The organism is Mycolicibacterium frederiksbergense, from assembly GCF_012223425.1.
GTDB lineage: Bacteria > Actinomycetota > Actinomycetes > Mycobacteriales > Mycobacteriaceae > Mycobacterium > Mycobacterium frederiksbergense.
This window is the reverse complement of the sequence record NZ_CP038799.1, coordinates 3,308,484-3,332,495: the sequence shown is the minus strand read 5'-3', so window position 1 is coordinate 3,332,495 and position 24,012 is coordinate 3,308,484. Positions and strand designations below refer to the sequence as shown.

The window sequence follows — 24,012 nt, the reverse complement described above, 5'->3', positions numbered from 1 at the left end:
GCGTACCGTGGTAGGCGATTTCATTCCGCACACCCAAAAGAGCTGTTGAGTTTCCCATACATGTTGTCCCGATCACACTTTGCCGCCGCCGCCCTGCTCGTCGTCACCGTCAGCGCCTGTGCGCCCACCGAACCGGGTGGCGCCACCAGCGCGCCGGCACCGACGCTGCCGGCGTTCACCGCCAGCTCCACCACCACCTCGGCCAGCGCTGCGCCCGCGGTCGCCGACTACCGCGATCTGCTGCTCACGGCCGGCGATCTCACCGACGCCGATGACACCTTCGTGCAGCGATCCCGGGAGCCCGCACCGGACGGGCACCCCGGTGCGACCGCCTTCTTCGTCAACGAGGAGGACACCCGCGCCATCATCGACACCGTGCTGATCTACCCCGACGACGCGGCCGCTGCGGCCGCGCTGCAGCAGGCGGTCAGCACCAAGAAGGTGTCCGGCGATCCGCAGCCGACGGGTGTCGGCCAGGGCGGTGTCGTGATCCGGGGCACCCGACCGGATGAGGACAAGGCGGTCACCCTGCTGCTGTTCACCGAGGGCCCCGCGCTGGTCCGACTCGAGTTCCAGAGTGCCGACGGAGACGTCACCACCGACCCGTTCGTCACCAGCATCGGCAAGATGCAGCAGATCGCGCTGCGGGTCGGCCTCGCCGACAATGAGCAGTAGCGCTCACAGCTCCTTGAGCCCGGCGCGGTAGCGCAGGGCCAGCTCGCGGTAGATCTCGGAGCTGGTCTTCACCCACCGCTCGGCGCCGGTACCCGCGACCGGACCGCGGATCTTGGCCGGCGCCCCGGCCACCACCACTTCATCGGGGATCTTGGTGCCGGGAACCACCAGCGCATGCGCGGCCACCAGGCTGCGGGCGCCGATGATCACCCCGTCGAGGACAGTGGCGTGGTTCGCGATCACGGCGTCGGCACCGATATGGGCGCCGTGCACCACACAGGCGTGCCCGATGGTGGCTCCCGGCCCCACGTCCACCGGAATCCCCGGCGGCGCGTGCAGCACCGATCCGTCCTGCACATTGGCATCGGCGCGGATGACGATCGGTGCGAGGTCCCCGCGCAGCACCGTGTTGAACCAGACCGAGGCGCCCGCTTCGACCGTGACATCGCCGATCAGGGTCGCGGTGGGCGCCACGAATGCCTCCGGATCGATTCTGGGTATACGGCCTTCGAACGAATAAACCGGCATCGTCTACATATACCGCGTGGTCCTTGCAGGTAGCAGTGGTTACGTTGCGCAAAGGCGGCACAAAACTGTAACGTGTTCTAGTTAGAGAGACCAGATACGGGAGGCCCACCGTGACTACCGAGACTGCCGGCATTCGTGAAATCGACACCGGCGACTTGCCCGACCGCTACGCCCGCGGGTGGCACTGCCTAGGACCGGTGAAGGATTTCCTGGACGGCGAGCCACACGGCGTCGAGATCTTCGGCACCATGCTGGTGGTGTTCGCCGACTCCGAGGGCAACCTGAAGGTGCTCGACGGCTACTGCCGCCACATGGGCGGCAACCTTGCCCAGGGCACCATCAAGGGCGACACCGTGGCCTGCCCGTTCCACGACTGGCGCTGGGGCGGGGACGGCAAGTGCAAGCTGGTGCCCTACGCCAAGCGCACACCGCGACTGGCCCGCACCCGCTCCTGGGAGACCGACGTGCGCGGCGGGCTGCTGTTCGTCTGGCACGACGCCGAGGGCAACCCGCCGCAACCCGAGGTCCGCATCCCCGAGATCCCCGAGGCCGCCGACGACCAGTGGACCGAGTGGCGCTGGAACACGATGCTCATCGAGGGCTCCAACTGCCGCGAGATCATCGACAACGTCACCGATATGGCGCACTTCTTCTACATCCACTACGGGCTGCCGACGTACTTCAAGAACGTCTTCGAAGGCCACATCGCCAGCCAGTACCTGCACAATGTGGGGCGCGCGGATATCAGCGATCTGGGCACCACCTACGGTGAGGCACACCTGGATTCGGAGGCCTCGTACTTCGGACCGTCGTTCATGATCAACTGGCTGCACAACAACTACGGCGGTTTCAAGGCCGAGTCCATCCTGATCAACTGCCACTACCCGGTCAGCCAGAACTCGTTCATGTTGCAGTGGGGCGTCATCGTCGAAAAGCCCAAGGGGCTCGACGAGAAGACCACCGACAAGCTGGCCCGGGTGTTCACCGAGGGTGTGTCCAAGGGCTTCCTGCAGGACGTGGAGATCTGGAAGCACAAGACCCGCATCGACAATCCGCTGCTGGTCGAGGAGGACGGTGCCGTCTACCAGATGCGCCGTTGGTACCAGCAGTTCTATGTCGACGTCGCCGATGTCACCCCGGAGATGACCGACCGGTTCGAGATGGAGGTCGACACCACCGCCGCGAACGAGAAGTGGGCCGTCGAGGTTCAGGAGAATCTGCAGCAGCAGGAGAACCTCAAGCAGGCAGAACAGAAGGAATCGGCGGAGCAGTCGAGCTGATGACCGCCGGCAACGAGCAGGCCCAGACGCCCGACGTCGATCGTCTGGCCCGCTCGATGCTGCTACTGGCCGGGCATGACGACGATGACGACCACGGACATCCCGATCCTCGCCCCGGTACCGGAAATTGGTCCAAGGCACCGGATTTCGGTTCCGATCCGCAGCGCGCCGCAGCGGTGCACGAGGCCACCGCGCGCGACAAAGAACGGTATCTGACCTCGGGGCTGGCCTCGGTGGACTGCCGGTTCTGTCACGCGACCGTTCAGGTGAAAAAGCTTGGCCCCGAACACACCACGGTGCAGTGGAACGGACAGGCCGCCAAACGCTGTGCGGTGTTCGATGAGATCCGTTCGGCCGGTGGTGATTCCGCACGCGCCAAGTCATGTCACCGGCTCACCGACAGCATCAGGCACGCCATCGCCGAGGGTTGCCTGGAAGAGATCTCCAGCGCTCCGTCCCCCGGCGACGGCTGACTCGCTACAGTCCTTTGAAGCGCTCCCTGACCTGCTCGTCGGTCAACCCGTAGTCACTCAACGAGTAGGTGTGCTTCGGCGCGCGCGGCCCCTTCTTGCTTTCCTCGTGGCTGTCCGAGATCGCCTGCCGCGCATCGTCGGTGAAGTCGATGCCGAAAGTACGGTAGATGCCCTCGACGGCGCCGACCGGGTCCTTGATGAACTCGAAGTAGTCGACATCGCAGAACTGGGCCGGATCGTGCTTGGCCCGTTCGGTATCGAACAGCTCAAGGCCACGCGACCAGGTCTCCAGCGAGTCTTCGCCGATCACTTTGCCGGAGAAGCTGTTCGACCATCCCTCGGTGGTGTGCTGGGCCAGTGAGCACATCGAGGCCATGATGGTCTCCGCGGGTCGGTGACACTGCACCACCAACGCATCCGGGTAGGTCGCGAACAGCGCGTCCAGCGCGAAAAGATGGCTGGGATTCTTGAGCACCCAACGCTTCTCGGGTTCGTTCAGCCCGATCAGCTGCAAATTGCGGCGGTGGCGCTGATACGACTTGGTCCAGTCCTGTTTCGCCAGCCACCGCGAATAGGTGGGGATGTGCGCCAGCGTCTCATAGGACACCGAATGCAGCGACTGACGCAACAGTTGCCAGCATTCCTCGACCTCGTCGGCGGTCATGTAATGCAGACCGGTGTAATCCGGGTTCTCCTCATGCGCCTTGCTGAACTGCGCGTCGAGCTGCTGGAAAACCGGATTCTGCGACCAGGTTTCACGCGGGGGGCGCGGCTGCGGGAACTCGGCCAGCCACAGTTCCAGACCCTGGTGCCGCGGATCTGCGGTGAGCAGACGGTGGATCACGGTCGTGCCGGTCCGTGGCAGCCCGGTCACGAAGATGGGCCGCTCGATGGGCACGTCGGCGTGCTGCGGGTACTGCTTGAACGCCGCCTCGGAGACAAGTCGAGCGACGAGGGCATTCCGCACGAAGAACCGCTGCATCTTGCTGCCGAGCTCGGTCAGATCTGCGTCGCGCTGATAGGCCTCGAGCAGCACGCTCAACGCCTCCCGGTAGTTGTCACTATCGTCACCGAAATCATCGAGTCCGCAAGCCTTTACGGCCGATGCGTGCAGGTCTTCGACGGTGCCGACATTGGTACGAGATGTGCTCATCAGTAGTGGTACTCCCCGCAGTTGACATCCAGCGTCTGCCCGGTGATACCGCTGGAAAGGTCGCTGGCCATGAACAGGATGGCCGAGGCCACCTCGTCTTCGGTCGGTAGCTTTTTCAGATCGCTGTTGGCGGCCGCCGCCTTGTAGATCTCGTCGACCGTGGTGCCGTACTTGCCGGCCTGGTGCTCGAAGTAACTCTTCAAGGTGCCACCCCAGATGTAACCGGGCAGCACGGAGTTCACCCTGATACCGGCCTCACCGAGTTCACTGGCCAGCGACTGCGACATGGCCAGCAGCGCCGACTTGGCCATCTTGTACGCACCCTGTTTGGGGTCGGAGTGCCGGACCACCATCGAGTTGACGTTGACCACCGAACCCTTCGCCTCGGTGAGTGCGGGGGTGAAACCCTGGATCAGCCGCAGCGCGCCGAGCACGGTGAGCTCGATCGTGTCGCGGATGTGGTCGAAACTGGTCTTGGCGAACGGTTTCATCGACGGCACCCGGAACGCGTTGTTGATCAGCACGTCGACCTTGCCGAACTCTGCGATCGCGGTGGACACCAGATTGGCGACCTGCGCCTCGTCGGTGATGTCGGTGCCGACCGCCAGGGCACGCCGGCCCAGCGCGGTGACCTGACCGGCGACATCCTCGAGCCGCTCGACGGTGCGGGCGGCCAGGATGAGGTCGGCGCCCTCCTCGGCGCATCGGCGGGCCAGCGTGGTGCCCAGTGCCGGACCCACGCCACTGATGACGACAACCTTGTCCTGCAACAAACCCGCCATGGTCAACCCACCATTCTTTCGCCGATCAGCTTCTGGCGCAGGGCGATCCGCTGCCGCCAGTCCTCATCCGAGATCTTGTTCGATGCGTAGTACGGCAGCACATCGGGGACCTCGGCCACGTCGACGACCTGCAGGGTAGGCCCGTCGGCCTCGGTCAACTCCCGCGACACCCGCTGCCAGCGGAACTGCAGATAGCCCTTGGTATGCCCGAGCGTCTCGCACCAGTTCGTCACGCCGGGATTGGCATCGGACACCACGATGCGGATCTTGCCGTCCGGATCGGCCTGCGCCTGAGTACCGTTCAGCGAGGTCTGATGGTTGATGTAGTCCAGCGAGATGTACCAGAGGCTGCCCAGCTGGAAGCCGATGTAGGGCGCGTCGGTGACCGGCAGCGTGATGACGATCGCCTGCTGCGGCGCGAGATCGAAGTGTCCGACCGAGGAGTACTGGGTGGCCAGTCCGCCGGGGGTCAGCCGCGGCGCGGTCAGCGTGTTGACCGGCAGGTTGTCGTAGAACCATTTGGGGAACTGCAGCCAGGTCTTCACCCGCTGGATGAGCTGCTTTCCCGCGACGGTGTAGCGCTTCTCGATGAGTTCCTTGGTCAGCGCCGCCGGCGCGGTGCCCGTGGTGTCGGTCCGCGCGATCGCGAAGGTGCCGCGTTGGGCCGACCAGTCGTTGTAGACCTCCCGGATCACCAGTTGCGCGGGCTTGTCCGGGGTGAATCGCCACTCGAAGGTGCCGTCGACGGCGATGTCGAGCTTGCGGTCGTCGAACGCGGTCTCGCTGTCGGGCACCACCTCATCGGTGTACTCGCCGCCGATCAGCTGGAAGCTGACATCGGTGGTGGTCCCGCGCCGGCCGGTGACGACATATTCATGGCCGGGCTGCACCCGGGTGCCGAAGTACATCGTGTCGGGATTGTCCAGGCCCATCTTGGTGAAGGGCCCGGTTCCGCTGTGCAGGAAGGGGTGATCGCGGTCGTAGTCGAAGGCGACATGTGTGCAGGCCGCGATGCAGCCGGCGAGATATTGCAGACCTTCCAGCAGGTCGGCCTCGGACTCGATGAAGGGCGCCTCGGCGACCAGACGCTCGGCCTCGGCGATGGCTTCCACCAATGGCTGTGAATACATCGGCTTCCATTTCTCTCGGTCCAATATTGGACCGAAGTGGTAGAGTTTCCGTTCCGAGACTAGAACGCGTTCTAATTCGAGTCAACGTCCAGAGGTGAGCGCAGCATGTCGGTCCCCGAACCACCCGGCCGGGCGTCACCGCCCACCGAGCGGGTGATCGCCGTGTTGGCGTTTCTGGCCCGCCATCCGCATGACCGTTTCGGGCTCTCCGAGCTGTCGCGGCGCGTCGAACTGAGCAAGCCGACCTGCCTGGGCATCCTGACCTCGCTCACCGAGGCCGGCTATCTGGTGCGCGACGCGGGCGAGACCGGCCGGGACAAGACCTACCGCCTGGGGCCGGCGCTGATCACCCTCGGCCATCTCGCGCAGGAATCGCTGCGGGTCAGCCCGTCTGCCCGCGATGAACTGCGCCTGCTGTCGCAGACCTACGGCGCCACCGCCGCGCTGTCCGGGGTGGTCGACGACCGGATCACGCTGCTCGAACTGGTGGCACCGTCCGGCTCGCCGGCCACCGTGCGGGTCGGACAGAGCTATCCGTTCGCTCCGCCGGTGGGACTGATGTTCGTGCTGTGGGACGAACGCGCGGTCCGCGACTGGCTGCACAAGGAACCGACGATTCCGCTGCGCACCGATACCGACCGCTTCGAACGGGTGATCGCCGAGTGTCGCGCCGCGGGGTACCTGGTGGAACGACTCACCCCCGGCGGACGGCGGCTGTACGCCTTGATGGCGGGCATGTCGAACACCCTGCCCGACGAATTGCGGGCCCTGCTGGGCGAATTGGTCTCCGATATCGGCGAGCGGGTCTACCTGCGCGGCGAGGACGGACCTGAGGCCCGGCATGACATCAGCGTCATCGCCGCCCCGGTCTACGACCATCATCAACGCCAGGTGATGGTGGCCACGATGCAGATCGGGCACGCGATCACCGACGACGAGATCACCGACCGGGCGTCGGCCCTGGTCAAGACAGCGGATGCGGTCACCCGGTCCCTGAGTGGCTCCAAGGCGCACTGGTAGACCGGTTTCGGTTGGCGGAGCGGCGGGTAACCTCGACGGCGTCTGGGGGTCTTCGAGAAATCCGAATCTGAGGAGTTCATCGTGGAGATCAAGACAGTGGCAGCGGGTCTGGCCACAGCAGTGGCACTGAGCCTCGGAGCGTTCGCCTCCGCCGGGGCCGCGGGCGCCGATCCGGGCAACGACGACATCTGGCTGCCCGGCGATCCGCCCGGGCAGAACCCCTTCGGTCCGCCTGGGCAGGTGAAGAAGGCACCGGGGCCGTTCTACGGCGTCCCTCCCGGGCACTGGGGCGATCCTGTCCGGGCCGGCCTGCCGCCGTTCTGGCTCCCACCGGTGGATCTGCTGCCCGCGGGCTACCCGGTTCCCGGCGGCCCGCTGCCGGTGGTGTGGAACCCGGGCAACAACGGTTTCGGAGTGTGGCTCGGCGACATCTTCATCGCCTTCCCGGCCCGTTAGTCAGCTGACGGAGGCCAGCGCGAAGGGCAGCACGTCGGCCGCGCCGGCCGCCCGCACCGACCGGGCCGCCATCGTCAGCGTCCACCCCGTGTCGGTGACGTCGTCGACCAACAGCACGATGTCGCCGTCGATCGTGGGCGGCGGCATCCACGCGCCGTGCAGCGCGGCCACCCGATAAGCGGAGTTGGCGGCGGCCACCGGCCGGTGTTCGGGCGAATACTGCAGCACACCTAGGTTATTCAGCCGCCCCACCTCGGCCAGCCGTGCTGCCAGGGTGGCGATCAGCACCGGGTGACTGACCGAGTCCAGCGCCAGCACCGCGGTCGGCCGCTGAGCCCAGTTCCACGACTTGAGCACGGCGACGGCGGCGGTGATCATCTCGTCGGGCACCTCCGCATCGGGGGCGTCGAGCAGCTTGCGCAGCCGGGCACCCCAGCCCAGGTCGGTGAGCCTGCCGATGACGCGGCCGGCGGCGGGACCATCGTTGATCTTTCCGGACTGCTCGATGCCGAGCTTGCCCAGTCCGGTGGGCCACTGCTTGCGTGGGGTGATCTCGACGCCGGGGCGCATCAGCTGTTCGCGGGTGGCCGCGGCGGCAGCGGCGTCCACATCGGCGTGAAAGGACGACCCGGCGCAGTTATCGCACCGACCGCACGGCTGTGGGCCGAGTTCCGGATCGTCGAGTTGCTTGCGCAGGAAGGACATCCGACAATCCGCGGTGCTCTGATAGTCGAGCATCGCCTGCTGTTCGCGTTTGCGTGCCTCATCGAGGTGGCGGTAGCGGGGTTCGTCGTACTCCCAGGGTTGCCCGGTGCCGATCCAACCACCCTTCACCCGGCGCACCGCACCGTCGACGTCGAGCACCTTGAGCACCATCTCCAGCCGGGACCTGTTGAGGTCCACCAATGGTTCCAGCGCGGCAGTGGACAGCGCCCGGTCCGGTTCCAGCGCGTCGATCACGTGTCGCACCATGGCTTCCGACGGGAAGGCCACCGACGCGAAATAGCGCCACACATCGGCGTCCTCACGCCCGGGCAACAGGATCACTTCGGCGCTGGCGGTCGAACGACCGGCGCGGCCCACCTGCTGGTAGTAGGCGATCGGCGAGGACGGGGCGCCCAGATGGACGACGAAGCCGAGATCGGGCTTGTCGAAACCCATCCCCAGCGCCGAGGTGGCGATCAGCGCCTTGACGTTGTTGTTCAACAGATCGGCCTCGAGTTGCTCGCGTTCGGCGGCTTCGGTGGCGCCCGTGTACGCGGCCACGGCGTGCCCCTGGTCGCGCAACAGGGTCGCGACATCGTGGGCCTGTGCGACGGTCAGTGTGTACACGATGCCCGAGCCGGGCAACGAATCAATATGTGCTGCCAACCATGCCGCGCGCTGAGCCGGCCCGCCCGCCTGCACCACCGACAATCTCAACGATTCCCGGTCCAGCCCGCCGCGTAGCACCAGCGTGTCCCCACCGCCGACGCCCAGCTGCGCGGCGACATCGGCGACCACCCGGTCGTTGGCCGTGGCTGTGGTGGCCAGCACCGGGACATCGGAGCCCAACTCGGCGATCAACGTGCGGATGCGCCGGTAGTCCGGCCGGAAATCGTGGCCCCAGTCGGAGACGCAGTGTGCCTCGTCGACCACCACCAGGCCGGCGTCGGCGGCCAGCGCAGGCAGCACGGCGTCCCGGAAGTCGGGATTGTTCAAGCGTTCCGGGCTGACGAGCAGGACGTCGAGCTCGCCGGCATTCACCCGCTCGTGCACGGTGTCCCATTCGGTGACATTGCTGGAGTTGATCGTGGCGGCCTTGACGCCGGCCCGCTCCGCCGCGGCCACCTGGTTGCGCATCAGCGCGAGCAGCGGGGACACGATGACCGTCGGGCCGCGGCCCTCGGCGCGCAACAGCTTGGCGGCGATGAAGTACACCGCGGACTTGCCCCAGCCGGTGCGCTGCACCACCAGCGCCCGTCTGCGCTGCACCACGAGCGCCTCGATCGCGATCCACTGGTCGTCGCGCAGAACCGCAGAAGGCCCGGCGAGCTGTTCGAGAATGGCCTGCGCCGCGGTGCGAGTGGCCGGCACAGACGAGCGGAGCGACGGGTTGGTGTCCATGGCCCCATCGTGCCGGTCGGGTGTGACCTCCCGGTCAGTGGACCCTGGCGATGACGTCGAGTTCGACGCCGCGCGCCACCGCGAGGTGCACCGGGTGACGGGCCGCCCCCCGTTCGAGGTCGACCGGCCCGTGCGGCGAATCCCAGCCCCATCCGTCGAACGCGCGGCGGGCGTCTTCGACGGTGGGCACCGATGTGGTGGCGATCCCGGCGAGCAGATGCAGACCGGAGTACGTCGTTTCGGCCATGGTCCCGGGCTGCGGTGCGGCCGACTCACCGATCGGGCCGGTCCCGTTGACCAGGTCGAAGGCCCGGCTGAACCCGGCACTGAATTCCGCGGCCGATGCCGAAGCCAACCCGGCGAACCAGCCCGCCGAGATGAACAGGTTCCTGGTCGCGGGGCTTCCGCTGGCGAGCACCACGGTTTCGTCGGTGAACGGGCTGAATCGGGTGACCGTTGCGTCCAGGCCGGACTCGGCGAAGGCCCTGTTGAAACGCACGGCGTCGGACCCCACCAGCAGGGTGACGACCCCGTCCGGATCGGCCGCCACGATATCGGCCAGCACCCGGTCCCAGCCCTGGGGATCATCGACACCCAACGGCACGAACCGCTCACCCAGGATCGAGATGTCAGTGCCCTCCAGCCCGGCCCGGGTGGCCGCCGCCGAGCCGCGCGGCCACACATAGTCGTTGCCGACGATGAACCACCGGCGCAGTCGCAGTTCGGTGCGCAGCCAGCGCAGGGAGGCGATGATCTGGTCGCCGGGCACCTCACCGCTGCACAGCACGCCGTCGCTGCGCTCGCCGCCCTCGTACGCCGCGGCGTACACGTAGGGAATCCGGCCGCCGACCACCTTGGCGATGGCCTGCCGGGCATTGGACAGATGCCACCCGGTGACGGCGTCGACCGAGCCGGCGTCCACCAGATCCCTGATGCTGCCGGCCACCGCGGCCGGATCGCCGCCGGCGTCCACGTGCACAAACTGCACCGAACGTCCTGCGACGCCACCGGCGGCGTCGATCTCCGCCGCGGCCAGTTCTGCCGCCGCGCGGCATTCCAGCCCGAAGATCCCGGCCGGACCGCGACGCGGCAGGGCCAGGGCGACCCGGAACTCGTTGCGGTGCGAACGAGGTCGTTCCGTCCGGGCCGCGGCATCTGGCATGCTGTGGATTCCCGATCCAGAAGGCAAGTCATGGACGACCTCGTCGAGGCACTCACGTTGCTCAGGCGTGCCGCCGTCGTCGCCGCCGGGATCGACGGCGCGCTCGCCGGTACCGACCTCACCGTGGACCGCTGGCGCGCGCTGCACGTCGTGCACCAGAATCCGGGATGCTCGATGTCGGATATCGTCGACGCACTGGCAGTGCCGTCCACCTCCGCGACACGCATCGTCGATGCGCTGGTCGAACTCGGCGCCGTCTACCGCACCGTGTCGCAGCAGGACCGCCGCCGAACCACTTTGCGAGCGTCGTCGCATGGTGCCGAACTCCTTCGAACCGCGGAGTCAGCAATCACCCCAATGGTTTTCCTCAAGGACAGTGACCCCACGCCAATCTAGGACGTGCGTGTTGCGCCATTGTAAATCCGTCGCGCCAGGTGTACACGCCGATCGGCGGCAGACGTGACAACCCTGTGAACAATCGCTCGCTGCCCGAACGCGTGGCACGTTGTCCCTTGACGTTGCGCCCCGCGGGTGTAGGTTCGACATTATTCCCAAATGGGAACATTCGAACGATCGGTGGAGGATTCCATGCCACGTTATCGCTATCGCTGCGCCACTGACGGTCCGTTCGACCTGCACTTCGCCATGGGTAGCGCCCCCACCTCGGTGGAGTGCGAAACATGTTGTGGCAGAAGCACTCGGGTGTACTCCCTGGGCGGGATGCTGACATCCGACCCGGTCGGCGAGCGCATCCTCGATCTGCATGCGCAGTCCCAGTCGGCACCCGGCGTCGTCCACACAACAGCCGGCGCAGCGCAACCGTCCACCCGCCGCTATGCGGACCCGCGTCACCGCATGCTGCCCACACCGTAAACCCGCTGCGCCAGCACATATCCCGATACAGAGGAGTCACCCATGCCAGAAGTGATCTTTCCCGTCGACCAGAGCAAACCGTTCCGCGAGCAGGCACTGGTGGGCCACAACCGATGGCATCCCGATATCCCGGCCGTGGCGACGGTCAAATCCGGCGACAGCTTCCGTGTCGAGTCCAAGGAATGGTTCGACGGCACCATCGTCAACACCGACGATGCCAACGATATCCGCGACTGCGATCTGTCGATGGTGCACCAACTCTCAGGTCCCTTTGCGGTCGAGGGCGCACAGCCCGGCGACCTGCTGGTCGTCGATATCCTCGACGTCGGCCCGGTACCTCAACAGACCGGACCGGTGGCCGGTCAGGGCTGGGGATACACCGGGATTTTCGCCAAGGAGAACGGTGGCGGCTTTCTCACCGATTGGTTCCCCGCCGCGTACAAGGCGGTCTGGGATTTCACCGGCCAGAAGGCCACCAGCAGGCACATTCCCGGCGTCGAGTTCACCGGACTCATCCACCCGGGCTTGATGGGCACGGCACCGAGCGCCGGGCTGCTCGCCGAGTGGAATCACCGGGAAGCTCAGTTGATCTCCACCGACCCGGACCGCGTGCCGCCGCTCGCGCTGCCACCTCAACCGTCCAATGCGGTGCTGGGCAGCCTGTCCGGCTCCGACTACGAACGCGTGGCCGCCGAGGCCGCCCGAACCGCACCACCCCGGGAGAACGGGGGCAACCAGGACATCAAGAACCTCTCCAAGGGCAGCCGGATCTTCTACCCGGTGTTCGTCGACGGGGCGAACCTCTCGCTCGGCGACCTGCACTTCTCCCAGGGAGACGGTGAGATAACCTTCTGCGGCGCAATCGAGATGGGAGGTTACATCGACCTGCGCGTGGAGATCATCAAGGGCGGGATGCAGACCTACGGGGTCACCACCAACCCGATCTTCATGCCCGGCATCGTCGAGCCCCGATACTCCGAGTTCCTGACTTTCGTCGGATTCTCGGTGGACCGCAACGGCACTCAGCATTTCCTCGACACCACGCTGGCCTACCAGAACGCCTGCCTCAACGCCATCGAGTACCTCTCCAAGTTCGGCTGGACCAAGGAACAGGCGTACCTGATTCTCGGTGCCGCCCCCGTGGAGGGACGCCTCTCCGGTGTCGTCGATGTGCCCAATTCGTGTGCCACGCTGTATGTCCCGACCGCGATCTTCGATATCGACATACGGCCTTCGGCCACCCCACCGCAGCGCATCGACCGCGGGCAGTGCGCGGTGAGCAGCTGATGCCCGCACCGACAGACGCCGAGTATTTCGATCTCGGGAACTTCACCCTGCAGAATGGCCACACGCTGCGCGGCGCCACACTGGCCTTCAAGACCTACGGCACACTCAACGCCGACAGGTCCAACGTGATCGTCTACCCCACCTGGTATTCCGGGTGGCACACCGACAACGAGTGGCTCATCGGGCCCGGCCGCGTTCTCGATCCTGCCGAGAAGTTCATCATCGTTCCCAACATGTTGGGCAACGGGCTGTCTTCGTCACCGTCGAACACGCCCGCACCCTATGACGGGCCGCGTTTTCCCGACGTCACGTTCCATGACCAGGTGGAAGCGCAGTATCGGCTGGTTACCGAAAAGTTCGGCATCACGTCGATCGCACTTGTCACCGGGTGGTCGATGGGTGCAGGCCAGACGTATCAGTGGGCGGTCAGCCATCCCGAGATGGTGCAACGGGCCGCACCCTTCTGTGGATCCAGCATCACCGCACCGCACAACAAGGTATTCCTGGAGTCGCTGGTCGCCGCGCTCTCCGCCGACGCCGCCTTCGCCGAAGGCGACTACGAACCGGATCGGCTGCCGGTCAAGGGGTTACGCGCGTTCGCGCGGGTCTACTCCGGCTGGGGGTACTCGCAGGCGTTCTACTGGCAGGAGACCTGGCGCGAACTGGGCTACACATCCTTCGACGACTTCCTCTACGGGTTCTGGGAGGGGTTCTTCCGCGACGGCCGCGACCCGAACAACCTGATCACCATGATCGGTACATGGCACAGCGGAAATGTCGGTAACACACCGGGTTTCGACGGCGATGTGGAGAAGGCACTGGCATCCATCAAGTGCCCGCTGCTGGCCATGCCCGCCGAGAAGGACCTGTACTTCCCGCCCGAGGACGAGCAGTGGGCGAGCGAGTTCATACCGCACGGCGAGGTCAGGGTGATCCCGGGCATCTGGGGGCACTTCGCCGGTGGCGGCGCCAACGACGTGGACACCGACTTCATCGATGCCGGGTTGCGCGAACTGATGACAAGGCCGGGATACTCGCCCACCGAGTAGCCGTGTCGCCGCACGCCGCGGCCCCGGTCACCTGTGCTCGGTGACCGGGGCGCCCGGCTCCTTCTTCTCAGGCGTATCCGAGCGCGAGGTTCTCGGCGGTGATCCGCACGCGCAGTACCGCCGCGTTGGCGATGGTGAACACGATGGCGGTCAGCCATGCCGAATGCACCAGCGGCAGGGCGACGACTTCCACGGCGACCGCGGTGTAGTTGGGATGATGTATCCAGCGATATGGACCGCTGCGAACCAGTTCGGCGCCGGGCACGATGATGAGCCTCGGATTCCAGTGCTTGCCGAGCGTGGCGACACACCACCAGCGGACGATGGTGCTGGCGGCCACCAGGGCAACCATCGGCCACCCCAGTGCGGGGATGAACGGCCGGTGCGCGAAAGCGACTTCGGCCATGCACGACAGCAGCAGCGCGCCGTGCATCGCCACCATCACCGGGTAATGACCCTGACCGAACTCCCGGCCCCCGCGGGCGAAGGACCAGTTGGCGTTTCTGCGCGAAACCGCCAGCTCGACCAGCCGCTCGAGACCGATCAGCACAATGAACAGGTAGTACATCGCGGGCCGCCTACCAGCCCAGCAACACGAGCTCGAAGCTGAATCCAGGCCCCATGGCCAGCAGCAGGCCCGTCGATCCCCGGTCCGGGGGCTCGGTCAGCGTGCGGTCGAGCACATCCAGCACGGACGCCGACGAAATATTGCCGTTGTCCCGCATGGACTCCCAGCTGTGCCGGAACTCGACGGGCGGAACGTCCAGTGCCTCCGACACCGCGTCGAGCACCTTGGGTCCACCCGGGTGGCACACCCAGGTGGACACGTCGGCGGTCGTCAGGCCGTGGTCGGACAGGAAGTCGGTGACCTCGGCACCCAGGTGATCCGAGGCCATCCGTGGCACGTCGCGCGACATCACCAGCTGAAATCCGCTCGCGCTGACATTCCAGCCCATCACGTCGACGGTGTCGGGGAACAGCCTGCTGCGGGTGGCCAGCACTCGCGGCCTACCGATCAGGTTGGGCCCGGCCGGCGTTCGATTGGCGCGACGGCACCGGCGCCGTCACCGAACAGGCACAGTCCGATCAGCGCCGGGATGGACGTGTCGTCACGTTGCAGGGTCAGCGAGCACAGTTCCACCGACAGCAGCAGCGCCACCTGGTCGGGGAAACCGCGAAGGTAATCGTGCATCCGGGCCAGGCCGGCGGCACCGCCGACACAGCCCAGGCCGAAGAGCGGGAGCCGCTTCACGTCGGGCCGCAACCCCAGCCGGGAGAAGATCCGGGCGTCGATCGTCGGAACGGCGACGCCCCGTGCTCGACACCGCGATCACGGCATCCACGTCCTCCGGCCGCAGATGGGCGTCGTCCAGCGCCGTGCGTGCGGCACGTTCACCGAGTTCCGTCGCGACCTGCAGGTAGGCCTCGTTTGCCTCGGTGAAGCCCGAAAGCGTCGCGTAGCGATCGAGGGGCAGCGCGAGGCTGCGGGTCGCGACCCCGCTGGTGCTTGCGAACCGGGTGAATGCCGGGTCGACAACCGTGCCGAGCTCGCGGACGACCTCGTCCTGTGAGTACCGGTGCGGCGTCATTGCCACCCCGGTGCCCGCGATGTGCGGGGCACCCGGACGCGGGCTGCCGAGGGTGTTGATGAATGGGGTTTCCGATGTATCTGTCATGCCCGTTGAACGCATGACAACACCGAATAAGTTCATCCGAATCGCCATTTGTGAAATACCGCTCTAATTCACGCTATTTTCACAAATTCGCGCTATAACCGCATTTCAGGCCGATTTTCTGACAAATTACACAGGCCCGATATCCATTTTTCCGGGACTTCCCAGGAATGGTTGGATATCTGTCTGTCGCTTATCTATTCGCTGATGATCGGCTGATACCCGCCGCGGCGCTGACGCTATGTTGTGGCGGCGGCTTCTTGCTCGCGCTTGATCTCCAGGGCGATGTCGATGAGCTGGTCTTCCTGGCCACCGATCAGCTTGCGTTGCCCGGCGCGGTGCAGCAGCTGATGCGCGGGCACACCGTAGCGCTCGGACTGGCGGATGGCGTGCTTGAGGAAGCTGGAGTACACCCCGGAATACCCCATGATCAGCGCGTTACGATCCAGCAGGCACTCCGCGGGCATCGCCGGGGCCACGACCTCTTCGGCGGCATCGGCGATCTCGAAGAAATCGATACCGGTCTTCACCCCGATCTTGTCGAACACCCCGATCATCGCCTCCACCGGCGCATTACCGGCACCGGCACCGAACCGGCGACACGATCCGTCGATCTGCTTGGCACCGGCACGCACCGCCTCGATGCTGTTGGCCACCCCGAGCCCGAGGTTCTCATGCCCATGAAAACCGACCTGGGCATCATCGCCGAGTTCGGCGACCAACGCGGCCACCCGATCGGCGACCTGATCGAGCACCAACGCACCCGCAGAATCCACCACATACACGCACTGACAACCCGCATCAGCCATGATCCGGGCCTGGGCCGCGAGCTTCTCCGGGGAAATGGTGTGGCTCATCATCAAAAACCCGACCGTCTCCAACCCGAGTTCACGGGCCAGCCCGAAATGCTGGATCGACACATCGGCCTCAGTGCAATGGGTGGCGATCCGACAGATCTCACCACCATTGTTCTGCGCCTCCTTGATGTCCTCCTTGGTGCCCACACCGGGCAGCATCAAAAAGGCGATCTTGGCGTCCTTGGCCGTCTGCGCCGCGAGCTTGATCAGCTCCTGCTCAGGAGTTTTCGAGAACCCGTAGTTGAACGACGACCCGCCCAGCCCGTCACCATGGGTGACCTCGATGACCGGCACCCCCGCCGTGTCCAGCGCCGCGACGATCGAGCGCACCTCATCGGTGCTGAACTGGTGGCGCTTGTGATGAGACCCGTCCCGCAACGACGTGTCGGTCATCCGGACATCCCACACCGGGTTGAAGAAAATCTCACCTGTGCCGCTCATGCCTGCACCCCTGTCCCTGCTGAAACTCGTTCGCGGGCGATCTCCTCGCCCACCTTGGTCGCCGCCGCGGTCATGATGTCCAGGTTCCCCGCATAGGGCGGCAGGTAGTCCCCGGCGCCTTCGACCTCGACGAACGTGGTGACCAGATGGTTGCCGCCGTTGAACACCGTCGGCTCATCGAACTGCGGCTCGTTGAGCAGCCGGTAGCCGGGCACGTAGGTCTGCACCTCGGCCACGACCTCCTTGATCGAGGCTGTGATCGCGTCATGATCGGCGTCCTCGGGGATCGCGCAGAAAATGGTGTCGCGCATGATCATCGGCGGATCCGCCGGGTTCAAAATGATGATCGCCTTGCCGCTGCGCGCCCCACCGATATCGCGCACACCCGCACTGGTGGTCTTGGTGAACTCATCGATATTGGCCCGCGTGCCCGGACCGGCCGAAGCCGAGGACACCGACGCCACGATCTCGGCGTAGGACACATCCACCACCCGAGACACCGCATACACCATCGGGATGGTCGCCTGCCCACCACAAGTCACCATGTTCACATTCGGCGCATCCAGATGCGCCCGCAGATTCGCCGGCGGAATCACCCCCGGCCCCACCGCCGCCGGAGTCAGATCGATCGCGGTGATCCCCGCTTCGGCGTAGCGCGGCGCAGCATCGCGGTGCACATAGGCACTGGTCGCCTCGAACACGATATCGGGGCGCTCGGACTGGCCCAGCAGCCAATCCACCCCCTCGTGACTGGTCTCCAACCCGAGCTTGCGGGCACGGGCCAAACCCTCGGACGCCGGATCGATACCGATCATCCAGCGCGGCTCCAGCCACTCCGACCGCAACAACTTGTACAGCAGATCGGTGCTGATATTGCCCGACCCCACAATCGCAACACTCAACTTCTCAGCCATATGTGGCTCCTATTCGAAAGAAAGACGAACTGAACCTAGCCCGTCGAAATCTGCTACGAAATCGTCACCGGGACGAGCATCTATCGCACGCATGCAGGCACCCGGCAACACGATGTCCCCCGCCTTCAGGCGAACCCCGAACTGATCGACCTTGCGCGCCAACCACGCCACCGAGGTGACCGGATTGCCCAGCACGGCGTCACTTCGACCCTCGGCAACCACCTCACCGTTGCGTTTAAGCACAGCGCTGATGTTTTTGATGTCAATGTCCTTGGGCGACACCCGTTCCGGGCCAAGCACCCAACCCGCAGACGACGCGTTGTCGGCAATCGTGTCGCACAGCTTGATCTTCCAGTCGGTGATCCGGGTATCGATCAGCTCGATCGACGGCGCGAACGCCGCCGTCGCGGCCAGCACATCGTCCTCGGTGCACCCGGCCCCGGGCAGGTCATCGGCCAGGATGAACCCCACCTCGACCTCGACCCGCGGATACAGAAACCGGCCCGCCGCAACCGGTTTGTCCTCGAAGACCTCCATATCGGCGAGCAGATGACCGTAATCGGGCTCATCCACCCCCATCATCTTCTGCATCGCCTCCGAGGACAGACCCACCTTGTGCCCGATCACCCGCGCGCCCTCGGCAACACGCTGCCGGATGTTGATCAGCTGGATCTCGTAGGCATCGACGACGTCGATATCGGCATACCGATCCGTCAACGGGGTTGTCGGCACCCGGCTACGCTCCGCCTCAGCCAGATCGGCAGCAAGCTGGTCACGGACCTCGACACTGAGCATCTTGGTGAATTCCCCTCATAACTCGATTAGGGCCTCGACCGGCACAGTTGCGGGCCTGTTGTCGAAAGGCACTGCAATTCTATAACGTGTTCTACATGACTGGACAGGAGTACGACGTCGTCGTGGTCGGCAGCGGCGCTGCCGGCATGGTCGCCGCCCTCACCGCTGCTCACCAGGGTCTCTCGACAGTAGTCGTCGAGAAGGCTCCGCGCTACGGTGGTTCCACTGCGCGGTCAGGTGGCGGCGTGTGGATCCCGAACAACGAGATCCTCAAGCGTGACGGGGTCAAAGACACCGCCGAAGCGGCACGCCAGTACCTGCACGCCATCATCGGCGACGCGGTGCCGGCCGACAAGATCGACACCTACCTGGACCGCAGTCCGGAGATGCTGTCGTTCGTTCTCAAGAACTCCCCACTCAAGCTGTGCTGGGTGCCGGGCTACTCCGATTACTACCCGGAGACCCCGGGCGGTAAGGCCACCGGTCGCTCGGTGGAACCCAAGCCGTTCAACGCCAAGAAGCTCGGTCCCGACGAGAAGGGCCTCGAGCCGCCGTACGGCAAGGTGCCGATGAACATGGTGGTGCTGCAGCAGGACTATGTGCGGCTCAACCAGCTCAAGCGTCACCCGCGTGGCGTGCTGCGCAGCATCAAGGTCGGGGTGCGCTCCGTCTGGGCCAACGCGACCGGCAAGAACCTCGTCGGCATGGGCCGAGCCTTGATCGCTCCGCTGCGTATCGGGCTGCAGAAGGCCGGCGTGCCGGTGCTGCTCAACACCGCGCTCACCGATCTATACGTCCAGGACGGCGTGGTGCGCGGGATCTATGTGCGTAACACGCAGGACCCCGAAAGCGCTGAGCCGACGCTGATCCGGGCCCGCAAGGGAGTGATCCTGGGGTCCGGCGGGTTCGAGCACAACGAGCAGATGCGGGTGAAGTACCAGCGCGCCCCGATCACCACCGAGTGGACCGTGGGCGCTGCCGCCAACACCGGCGACGGTATCCTCGCCGCCGAAAAGCTCGGTGCGGCACTGGAGCTCATGGAGGACTCGTGGTGGGGCCCGACGGTTCCACTGGTCGACGCGCCGTGGTTCGCGCTGTCGGAACGCAATTCGCCCGGGTCGATCATCGTCAACATGTCAGCCAAGCGGTTCATGAACGAGTCGATGCCCTATGTCGAGGCCTGCCATCACATGTACGGCGGCAAGTACGGACAGGGCGAGGGCCCCGGCGAGAACGTGCCGGCGTGGATGATCTTCGACCAGCAGTACCGCGACCGCTACATCTTCGCGGGGCTGCAACCCGGACAACGCATTCCGAAGAAGTGGATGGAGTCCGGCGTCATCGTCAAGGCCGGCACACTGGCCGAGCTGGCGGAGAAGACCGGGCTGTCCGCGGAGGCGCTGGCCGCCACCGTCGACCGGTTCAACGGCTTCGCGCGCTCGGGCGTCGACGAGGACTTCCACCGCGGCGACAGCGCGTATGACCGCTACTACGGCGACCCCACGATCAAGCCCAACCCGAACCTGGGCGAGATCAAGCACGGCCCGTTCTACGCCGCGAAGATGGTGCCCGGTGATCTGGGGACCAAGGGCGGTATCCGTACCGACAACGACGGGCGTGCGCTGCGTGACGACAACTCGGTGATCGAAGGGCTGTACGCCGCAGGTAATGTCAGTTCGCCGGTAATGGGGCACACCTATCCCGGCCCGGGCGGGACCATCGGACCCGCGATGACCTTCGGATACCTGGCTGCGCTCGCGATTGCCGGAAAGGGCTGATATGCCGATTGATGCCGCCTTGGCGCTCGCCGCCGATCTGGAGCCCATCGAGTTCTCCTGGACCAGTAGCGATATCCAGCTCTACCACCTCGGTCTGGGTGCCGGCGCCGACCCGATGGATGAGCGCGAGCTGCGCTACCTGACCGACAACACCCCGCAGGTGCTGCCCACCTTCGGCAATGTCGCGGTCAGCTTCCACATGACCGAGGCGCCGACGGTGCAGTTCCCCGGTATCGACATCGAGTTGTCCAAGGTGCTGCACGCCAGCGAGGGCGTGACAGTGCCCGGGCCCATCCCGACCAGCGGCAAGGCCTGGTCCAAGCAGCGCTTCACCGAGATCTGGGACAAGGGCAAGGCGGCCGTCATCGTCAGCGAATCCACCGTGACCGATGAGTCCGGCACGGTGCTGTGGACGACGAAGCGCTCCATCTTCGCCCGCGGCGAGGGCGGATTCGGTGGTGAGCGTGGGCCCTCCACGTCGGTGGAACTGCCCGACCGCGCACCCGACGCCGAGATCGCCATTCCGACGCTGCCGCAGCAGGCGCTGCTGTACCGGCTGTGCGGTGACCGCAATCCGCTGCACTCGGATCCCGGATTCGCCAAGGCCGCCGGTTTCGACCGCCCCATCCTGCACGGGCTGTGCACCTACGGCATCGGCGCCAAGGCCATCGTCGATCACTTCCTGGACGGTGATGTGCGCCAGGTCGGCACCTACGGCGCGCGGTTCGCGGGCACCGTCATCCCCGGCGAGACGTTGCAGGCCAACATCTGGCACCACGACGGCAAGTACATCGGGACGCTCACCGCCCCCAGCCGGGACAACACCGTGGTGCTCTCCGGCGTGGAGCTCATTCCGGCCGGCTAGTCCCACGACGGTCTCGAATTCTGCTGTGCACGCGACGATGTCGCGGAGTGGGCGGACGAACAATCAGGCCATGGCAGAATCCCGGTGGGAGCAACATGGACCGTTACGAGGGCTTGGCCCGAGCATTCGTGAGGCTGGCGGACACGCTGGTCGCGGATTTCGACGTGGTCGAGTTGGCCCAGCAGCTGGTGGAGAACGCCATGGCGCTGCTCCCGGTCGACGCCGCAGGAATCGTGCTCGCCGACGTGCACGGCCGTTTCCAGGTACTGGCATCCAACAGCGAACAGACCCGATTGCTGGAACTGTTCCAGATCCAGCAAAACAGCGGCCCATGTCTGCTCGCCCATCGCACCGGTGAGCAGGTAGTTGTCGAGGATCTACGGATCGACATCGCCCGCTGGCCGGAGTTCGCCGCACGCGCCATCGAATACGGGTTCCTTTCCGTGCACGCGCTCCCGCTACGGCTGCGCAACGATCGAGTCGGCGCCTTGAATTTGCTTCGCTTCGACTCCGGCAAAATGCCGGACGCCGACATCGCGATCGGTCAGGCGCTGGCCGACGTGGCGACGATCGGAATCGTTCACCAACGCATCGCCAGCAGGTCGGACGTGCTGAACCAGCAGCTACAAACCGCGTTGAACACCCGCACCGTCATCGAACAGGCCAAGGGCGTGCTCGCCGAGCGTGGCGGGGTCGACATGGACGCTGCTTTCACTGTGCTGCGCGGGTACGCCAGACGGAACAACCGCAAACTCGCTGACGTGGCGCGCGCGGTGGTGGGGGGTGCGGACACCACCGCCATCCTCGAACCCGACTGACGCCAGGCCGCGGGCTACACCCGCGTGGACAGATCCTCACCACCGGTCGGGCGCGACGGACCATGCGGTGCGACGGGCGCCGGGCCCGCGGTCGAACCACCGGCCGCCGCCTGCTCGCGCGAATCGAGTGCCGACTGGCGTTGATCCTGTTGCTGATCGCGGGCGTCCTGGGTCGCCTGGCGCTGGTCCTGCTGATCTTCGCGTTGGTTCTGCTGGTCTTCGCGGGCGTTCTGCTGAGCGTCACGCTGCTCGGGTGTCGGTGCCGCGGACATCCCAGGAGGGGGGCCACCGGCAGGCCCGCCCGGTTGTTGCTCCTGGCCCTGCTGCACGGCCTGGGTGCCCTGCTGCACGGCACCCTGCGCCGCCTGCATCGCCTGTTGCATCAGCTGGCCGAAGCCGCCGCCCTGCCCGCCGCCACCACCACCCTGGCCACCTCCGAGGCTGCTCGCCGCCTGCTGCGGCATCTGCGCCAACTGCCCCAGCTGGCCGGTGAGTTGCCCCAACATGTCGCCCGTCTGGCCCACCGACTGGCCGGCGGATTCGTCACCCACGTTATAGGCGGCCTGCGCCGCTCCGACCTTGCCGGAGAACGTGTTCTCTTTGGCGGCAAGCGAAGTCACGTTGGCCGTCATCGACGCTTCCAGCGTGGGGAGCACAGCCGCGATCGTCATGCTCATCGCATCGGCGCCGGGCGGGATGACCGGCATGGGCGGTAACTCCACCGATGCCGCGCTCCAGCTGATGCCCTCGGGTTTGCGAAGTGGGCTTGACATTGCTGCTCACCAATCCTCGTCGACGTCGTCTTCGGCCAGGTCGTGTTCCAGGGCCTCGGGCAGTGCCAAGCCAGTTGTCGTGCCCCCGCTGGTCCCGCGCTGCCCCATCATCGGCCCCATGCCACCCCCCATCCCGCCACCGGCGGCCACCGGCGCCATACCGCCGATCGCGCCGCTGCCGGCACCGGCTCCGGGCGCCGGTGCGACCGACACGGGCACGGTGCTACCGACCAGACTGGCCATCAACGGGGACTGCGCGGATCCCCCGCCACCACCGGGCAGGCCGGCCGCACGCACCATGCCCGCCCCGGCGCCCGCTCCGCCGCCACCGGCCAATGGGTGGTTGGAGAACGCGGAGAAAGGCGAGAGCCCACCGAGACCCGCTCCGCCGCCGCCCTGGCCGAACATCGAGGTGAGCTGCTGGAGCGGCTGGCCCACGGTCTGCGCCAGCTGCTGCGGGGCCTGGGTCACCTGGCCCATGGCCTGACCGAGCATCTGCGGGATCTGACCGACGAGACCGGCCAGCTGACCCATCATCTGCATTGCCTGCGACGGGTCCTGGCCGGCGACCTGCTGCGGCCCCACCGGGGGTGTTCCCGTGGTGGGCGTGCTTGCCGGGGCGCCGATGCTGTTGGCCATCGTGCTCGCATTGGCCGTCACGGTGGCCGAATTCTGCGACAGCCCCAGCATGATCCGGCTCTGCACCAGGGCCTGGGTGTTGCTGACCGGCATCGACTGGATCGCCATGCACTCGGCCTGGGTCTCCTGCGCGACGATGTTCGCCATCGTCTTGGTCTGGATGACGGCGGCCTCCATGGTGCGCAGCTTGGCTGCGATGGCAGCAGCCTGAGCGGCGTTCGCCTCGTGCCCACCGATGATCGTGGTGGCCTCACCGGCGGCGGCCATCGAACCGCCACCCTCCCAGGTGTCGGTGAGTTTCATCAGCTGACTCTGCTGCTGCGGCACCACCGTGCCGCCGATCTTGGCCGCGAGTGCCTCGTACTGCGCCGCCGCCGCGGCCAGCGCGTTCTCGTCGACGTTCGGCCACCCCGGGCCGGTGACCGTCTGCCCCCCGTATGGGCTCACATCAGGCTGGATCCCCATGGCCTCGAGATTACCGTGCC

Annotated in this window: 26 protein-coding genes; 12 read left to right on the top strand and 14 right to left on the bottom strand. The window is 66.1% G+C overall.

The features are described 5' to 3' along the window. Window positions 1-60 precede the first annotated feature (60 nt). Window positions 61-675: a hypothetical protein gene (locus EXE63_RS19065; protein WP_209999755.1), complete on the top strand. Its 615-nt coding sequence runs from the start codon at window positions 61-63 to the stop codon at window positions 673-675. A gap of 3 nt (window positions 676-678) precedes the next feature. Here the strand turns inward: EXE63_RS19065 and EXE63_RS19060 are convergent, their stop codons facing one another. Further along, window positions 679-1,203: a gamma carbonic anhydrase family protein gene (locus EXE63_RS19060; protein ID WP_168143210.1), complete on the bottom strand. Its 525-nt coding sequence runs from the start codon at window positions 1,201-1,203 to the stop codon at window positions 679-681. Between the two features lie 110 nt (window positions 1,204-1,313). Between EXE63_RS19060 and EXE63_RS19055 the strand changes: the two genes are divergently transcribed. Both EXE63_RS19055 and EXE63_RS19050 read left to right on the top strand, forming a co-directional pair. After that, the gene (locus tag EXE63_RS19055) at window positions 1,314-2,483 is read left to right on the top strand and encodes a 3-ketosteroid-9-alpha-monooxygenase, oxygenase component (RefSeq protein ID WP_168143209.1); all 1,170 of its coding nucleotides are present in this window, start codon (window positions 1,314-1,316) and stop codon (window positions 2,481-2,483) included. Beyond that, window positions 2,483-2,956: a hypothetical protein gene (locus tag EXE63_RS19050; protein WP_168143208.1), complete on the top strand. Its 474-nt coding sequence runs from the start codon at window positions 2,483-2,485 to the stop codon at window positions 2,954-2,956. Before EXE63_RS19055 ends, EXE63_RS19050 begins: the two co-directional genes overlap by 1 nt. Window positions 2,957-2,960: 4 nt before the next feature. Here the strand turns inward: EXE63_RS19050 and EXE63_RS19045 are convergent, their stop codons facing one another. From EXE63_RS19045 to EXE63_RS19035, 3 genes are read right to left on the bottom strand one after another with little or no spacing between them, the layout of a single operon-like run. After that, on the bottom strand, window positions 2,961-4,109 hold the full coding sequence (locus tag EXE63_RS19045; protein ID WP_168143207.1) for a sulfotransferase family protein: 1,149 nt from the start codon (window positions 4,107-4,109) through the stop codon (window positions 2,961-2,963). Beyond that, on the bottom strand, window positions 4,109-4,891 hold the full coding sequence (locus EXE63_RS19040; protein ID WP_168143206.1) for an SDR family oxidoreductase: 783 nt from the start codon (window positions 4,889-4,891) through the stop codon (window positions 4,109-4,111). Before EXE63_RS19040 ends, EXE63_RS19045 begins: the two co-directional genes overlap by 1 nt. A 2-nt stretch (window positions 4,892-4,893) precedes the next feature. Beyond that, window positions 4,894-6,021: a hypothetical protein gene (locus tag EXE63_RS19035; protein ID WP_168143205.1), complete on the bottom strand. Its 1,128-nt coding sequence runs from the start codon at window positions 6,019-6,021 to the stop codon at window positions 4,894-4,896. A gap of 105 nt (window positions 6,022-6,126) precedes the next feature. Between EXE63_RS19035 and EXE63_RS19030 the strand changes: the two genes are divergently transcribed. After that, window positions 6,127-7,041, top strand: coding sequence for an IclR family transcriptional regulator (locus EXE63_RS19030; RefSeq protein WP_168143204.1), 915 nt, complete (start codon window positions 6,127-6,129; stop codon window positions 7,039-7,041). 81 nt (window positions 7,042-7,122) lie between these two features. Then, the gene (locus EXE63_RS19025) at window positions 7,123-7,497 is read left to right on the top strand and encodes a hypothetical protein (RefSeq protein WP_168143203.1); all 375 of its coding nucleotides are present in this window, start codon (window positions 7,123-7,125) and stop codon (window positions 7,495-7,497) included. On the opposite strand, the gene EXE63_RS19020 is transcribed toward EXE63_RS19025, so the two are convergent. Continuing rightward, on the bottom strand, window positions 7,498-9,603 hold the full coding sequence (locus EXE63_RS19020; RefSeq protein ID WP_168143202.1) for a RecQ family ATP-dependent DNA helicase: 2,106 nt from the start codon (window positions 9,601-9,603) through the stop codon (window positions 7,498-7,500). A 34-nt stretch (window positions 9,604-9,637) separates the two neighbouring features. Further along, window positions 9,638-10,765, bottom strand: a complete 1,128-nt coding sequence (locus EXE63_RS19015; protein ID WP_168143201.1) for a substrate-binding domain-containing protein — start codon at window positions 10,763-10,765, stop codon at window positions 9,638-9,640. A 30-nt stretch (window positions 10,766-10,795) separates the two neighbouring features. Here EXE63_RS19015 and EXE63_RS19010 point away from each other — a divergent pair, with 30 nt between their 5' ends. The 4 genes from EXE63_RS19010 (at window position 10,796) to EXE63_RS18995 (ending at window position 13,974) form a co-directional block, all read left to right on the top strand. Continuing rightward, window positions 10,796-11,161: a MarR family winged helix-turn-helix transcriptional regulator gene (locus EXE63_RS19010; RefSeq protein ID WP_168143200.1), complete on the top strand. Its 366-nt coding sequence runs from the start codon at window positions 10,796-10,798 to the stop codon at window positions 11,159-11,161. 159 nt (window positions 11,162-11,320) lie between these two features. After that, window positions 11,321-11,638 (top strand): FmdB family zinc ribbon protein, encoded by a 318-nt coding sequence (locus EXE63_RS19005; RefSeq protein WP_168143199.1) that lies wholly within the window; start codon window positions 11,321-11,323, stop codon window positions 11,636-11,638. A gap of 42 nt (window positions 11,639-11,680) precedes the next feature. Further along, on the top strand, window positions 11,681-12,925 hold the full coding sequence (fmdA, locus tag EXE63_RS19000) for a formamidase (RefSeq protein WP_168143198.1): 1,245 nt from the start codon (window positions 11,681-11,683) through the stop codon (window positions 12,923-12,925). Next, a complete protein-coding gene (locus EXE63_RS18995) occupies window positions 12,925-13,974 on the top strand; it encodes an alpha/beta fold hydrolase (RefSeq protein WP_168143197.1) in 1,050 nt (349 codons plus the stop codon). The genes fmdA and EXE63_RS18995 overlap by 1 nt, the downstream gene beginning before the upstream one ends. Before the next feature lie 67 nt (window positions 13,975-14,041). Here EXE63_RS18995 and EXE63_RS18990 read toward each other — a convergent pair whose 3' ends face one another. The 6 genes from EXE63_RS18990 to EXE63_RS18970 all read right to left on the bottom strand — a co-directional run bounded on the left by EXE63_RS18990 (window position 14,042) and on the right by EXE63_RS18970 (window position 18,654). Further along, window positions 14,042-14,542, bottom strand: coding sequence for an isoprenylcysteine carboxyl methyltransferase family protein (locus tag EXE63_RS18990; RefSeq protein ID WP_168143196.1), 501 nt, complete (start codon window positions 14,540-14,542; stop codon window positions 14,042-14,044). 10 nt (window positions 14,543-14,552) lie between these two features. After that, complete coding sequence (locus EXE63_RS33620; protein ID WP_436277554.1) at window positions 14,553-14,975, bottom strand: 3-oxoacyl-[acyl-carrier-protein] synthase III C-terminal domain-containing protein; 423 nt, start codon at window positions 14,973-14,975, stop codon at window positions 14,553-14,555. A 14-nt stretch (window positions 14,976-14,989) separates the two neighbouring features. Continuing rightward, window positions 14,990-15,238: a hypothetical protein gene (locus EXE63_RS33615; protein ID WP_436277552.1), complete on the bottom strand. Its 249-nt coding sequence runs from the start codon at window positions 15,236-15,238 to the stop codon at window positions 14,990-14,992. Between the two features lie 648 nt (window positions 15,239-15,886). Further along, window positions 15,887-16,945, bottom strand: a complete 1,059-nt coding sequence (dmpG, locus tag EXE63_RS18980; RefSeq protein ID WP_168143195.1) for a 4-hydroxy-2-oxovalerate aldolase — start codon at window positions 16,943-16,945, stop codon at window positions 15,887-15,889. Next, window positions 16,942-17,859 carry an acetaldehyde dehydrogenase (acetylating) gene (locus EXE63_RS18975; protein ID WP_168143194.1) on the bottom strand — a complete coding sequence of 306 codons (918 nt, stop codon included), beginning with the start codon at window positions 17,857-17,859 and terminating at the stop codon, window positions 16,942-16,944. Before EXE63_RS18975 ends, dmpG begins: the two co-directional genes overlap by 4 nt. Before the next feature lie 9 nt (window positions 17,860-17,868). Then, a complete protein-coding gene (locus EXE63_RS18970) occupies window positions 17,869-18,654 on the bottom strand; it encodes a 2-keto-4-pentenoate hydratase (protein ID WP_168143193.1) in 786 nt (261 codons plus the stop codon). A 95-nt stretch (window positions 18,655-18,749) separates the two neighbouring features. Here EXE63_RS18970 and kstD point away from each other — a divergent pair, with 95 nt between their 5' ends. From kstD to EXE63_RS18955, 3 genes are all read left to right on the top strand, one after another. Then, entirely contained in the window at window positions 18,750-20,432 is a 1,683-nt protein-coding gene (gene kstD, locus EXE63_RS18965; RefSeq protein WP_168143192.1) for a 3-oxosteroid 1-dehydrogenase, read from the top strand. A 1-nt stretch (window position 20,433) separates the two neighbouring features. Further along, window positions 20,434-21,297: an enoyl-CoA hydratase ChsH3 gene (locus tag EXE63_RS18960; protein WP_168143191.1), complete on the top strand. Its 864-nt coding sequence runs from the start codon at window positions 20,434-20,436 to the stop codon at window positions 21,295-21,297. Between the two features lie 95 nt (window positions 21,298-21,392). After that, entirely contained in the window at window positions 21,393-22,115 is a 723-nt protein-coding gene (locus tag EXE63_RS18955) for a GAF and ANTAR domain-containing protein (RefSeq protein WP_168143190.1), read from the top strand. A 14-nt stretch (window positions 22,116-22,129) separates the two neighbouring features. On the opposite strand, the gene EXE63_RS18950 is transcribed toward EXE63_RS18955, so the two are convergent. Both EXE63_RS18950 and EXE63_RS18945 read right to left on the bottom strand, forming a co-directional pair. Beyond that, on the bottom strand, window positions 22,130-22,888 hold the full coding sequence (locus tag EXE63_RS18950) for a hypothetical protein (RefSeq protein WP_168143189.1): 759 nt from the start codon (window positions 22,886-22,888) through the stop codon (window positions 22,130-22,132). 6 nt (window positions 22,889-22,894) lie between these two features. Further along, on the bottom strand, window positions 22,895-23,992 hold the full coding sequence (locus EXE63_RS18945; protein ID WP_168143188.1) for a hypothetical protein: 1,098 nt from the start codon (window positions 23,990-23,992) through the stop codon (window positions 22,895-22,897). Window positions 23,993-24,012 lie beyond the last annotated feature (20 nt).

Coding starts and splice junctions, on each gene's coding strand:
- EXE63_RS19060 (WP_168143210.1), bottom strand. CDS start 1,203: ATGCCGGTTTATTCGTTCGAAGGCCGTATACCCAGAATCGATCCGGAG.
- EXE63_RS19045 (WP_168143207.1), bottom strand. CDS start 4,109: ATGAGCACATCTCGTACCAATGTCGGCACCGTCGAAGACCTGCACGCA.
- kstD (WP_168143192.1), top strand. CDS start 18,750: ATGACTGGACAGGAGTACGACGTCGTCGTGGTCGGCAGCGGCGCTGCC.
- EXE63_RS19065 (WP_209999755.1), top strand. CDS start 61: ATGTTGTCCCGATCACACTTTGCCGCCGCCGCCCTGCTCGTCGTCACC.
- EXE63_RS19050 (WP_168143208.1), top strand. CDS start 2,483: ATGACCGCCGGCAACGAGCAGGCCCAGACGCCCGACGTCGATCGTCTG.
- EXE63_RS19005 (WP_168143199.1), top strand. CDS start 11,321: ATGGGAACATTCGAACGATCGGTGGAGGATTCCATGCCACGTTATCGC.
- fmdA (WP_168143198.1), top strand. CDS start 11,681: ATGCCAGAAGTGATCTTTCCCGTCGACCAGAGCAAACCGTTCCGCGAG.
- EXE63_RS19015 (WP_168143201.1), bottom strand. CDS start 10,765: ATGCCAGATGCCGCGGCCCGGACGGAACGACCTCGTTCGCACCGCAAC.
- EXE63_RS18970 (WP_168143193.1), bottom strand. CDS start 18,654: ATGCTCAGTGTCGAGGTCCGTGACCAGCTTGCTGCCGATCTGGCTGAG.
- EXE63_RS19020 (WP_168143202.1), bottom strand. CDS start 9,603: ATGGACACCAACCCGTCGCTCCGCTCGTCTGTGCCGGCCACTCGCACC.
- EXE63_RS19040 (WP_168143206.1), bottom strand. CDS start 4,891: ATGGCGGGTTTGTTGCAGGACAAGGTTGTCGTCATCAGTGGCGTGGGT.
- EXE63_RS18990 (WP_168143196.1), bottom strand. CDS start 14,542: ATGTACTACCTGTTCATTGTGCTGATCGGTCTCGAGCGGCTGGTCGAG.
- EXE63_RS19010 (WP_168143200.1), top strand. CDS start 10,796: ATGGACGACCTCGTCGAGGCACTCACGTTGCTCAGGCGTGCCGCCGTC.
- EXE63_RS18960 (WP_168143191.1), top strand. CDS start 20,434: ATGCCGATTGATGCCGCCTTGGCGCTCGCCGCCGATCTGGAGCCCATC.
- dmpG (WP_168143195.1), bottom strand. CDS start 16,945: ATGAGCGGCACAGGTGAGATTTTCTTCAACCCGGTGTGGGATGTCCGG.
- EXE63_RS18995 (WP_168143197.1), top strand. CDS start 12,925: ATGCCCGCACCGACAGACGCCGAGTATTTCGATCTCGGGAACTTCACC.
- EXE63_RS19030 (WP_168143204.1), top strand. CDS start 6,127: ATGTCGGTCCCCGAACCACCCGGCCGGGCGTCACCGCCCACCGAGCGG.
- EXE63_RS18955 (WP_168143190.1), top strand. CDS start 21,393: ATGGACCGTTACGAGGGCTTGGCCCGAGCATTCGTGAGGCTGGCGGAC.
- EXE63_RS18950 (WP_168143189.1), bottom strand. CDS start 22,888: ATGTCAAGCCCACTTCGCAAACCCGAGGGCATCAGCTGGAGCGCGGCA.
- EXE63_RS18945 (WP_168143188.1), bottom strand. CDS start 23,992: ATGGGGATCCAGCCTGATGTGAGCCCATACGGGGGGCAGACGGTCACC.
- EXE63_RS19035 (WP_168143205.1), bottom strand. CDS start 6,021: ATGTATTCACAGCCATTGGTGGAAGCCATCGCCGAGGCCGAGCGTCTG.
- EXE63_RS18975 (WP_168143194.1), bottom strand. CDS start 17,859: ATGGCTGAGAAGTTGAGTGTTGCGATTGTGGGGTCGGGCAATATCAGC.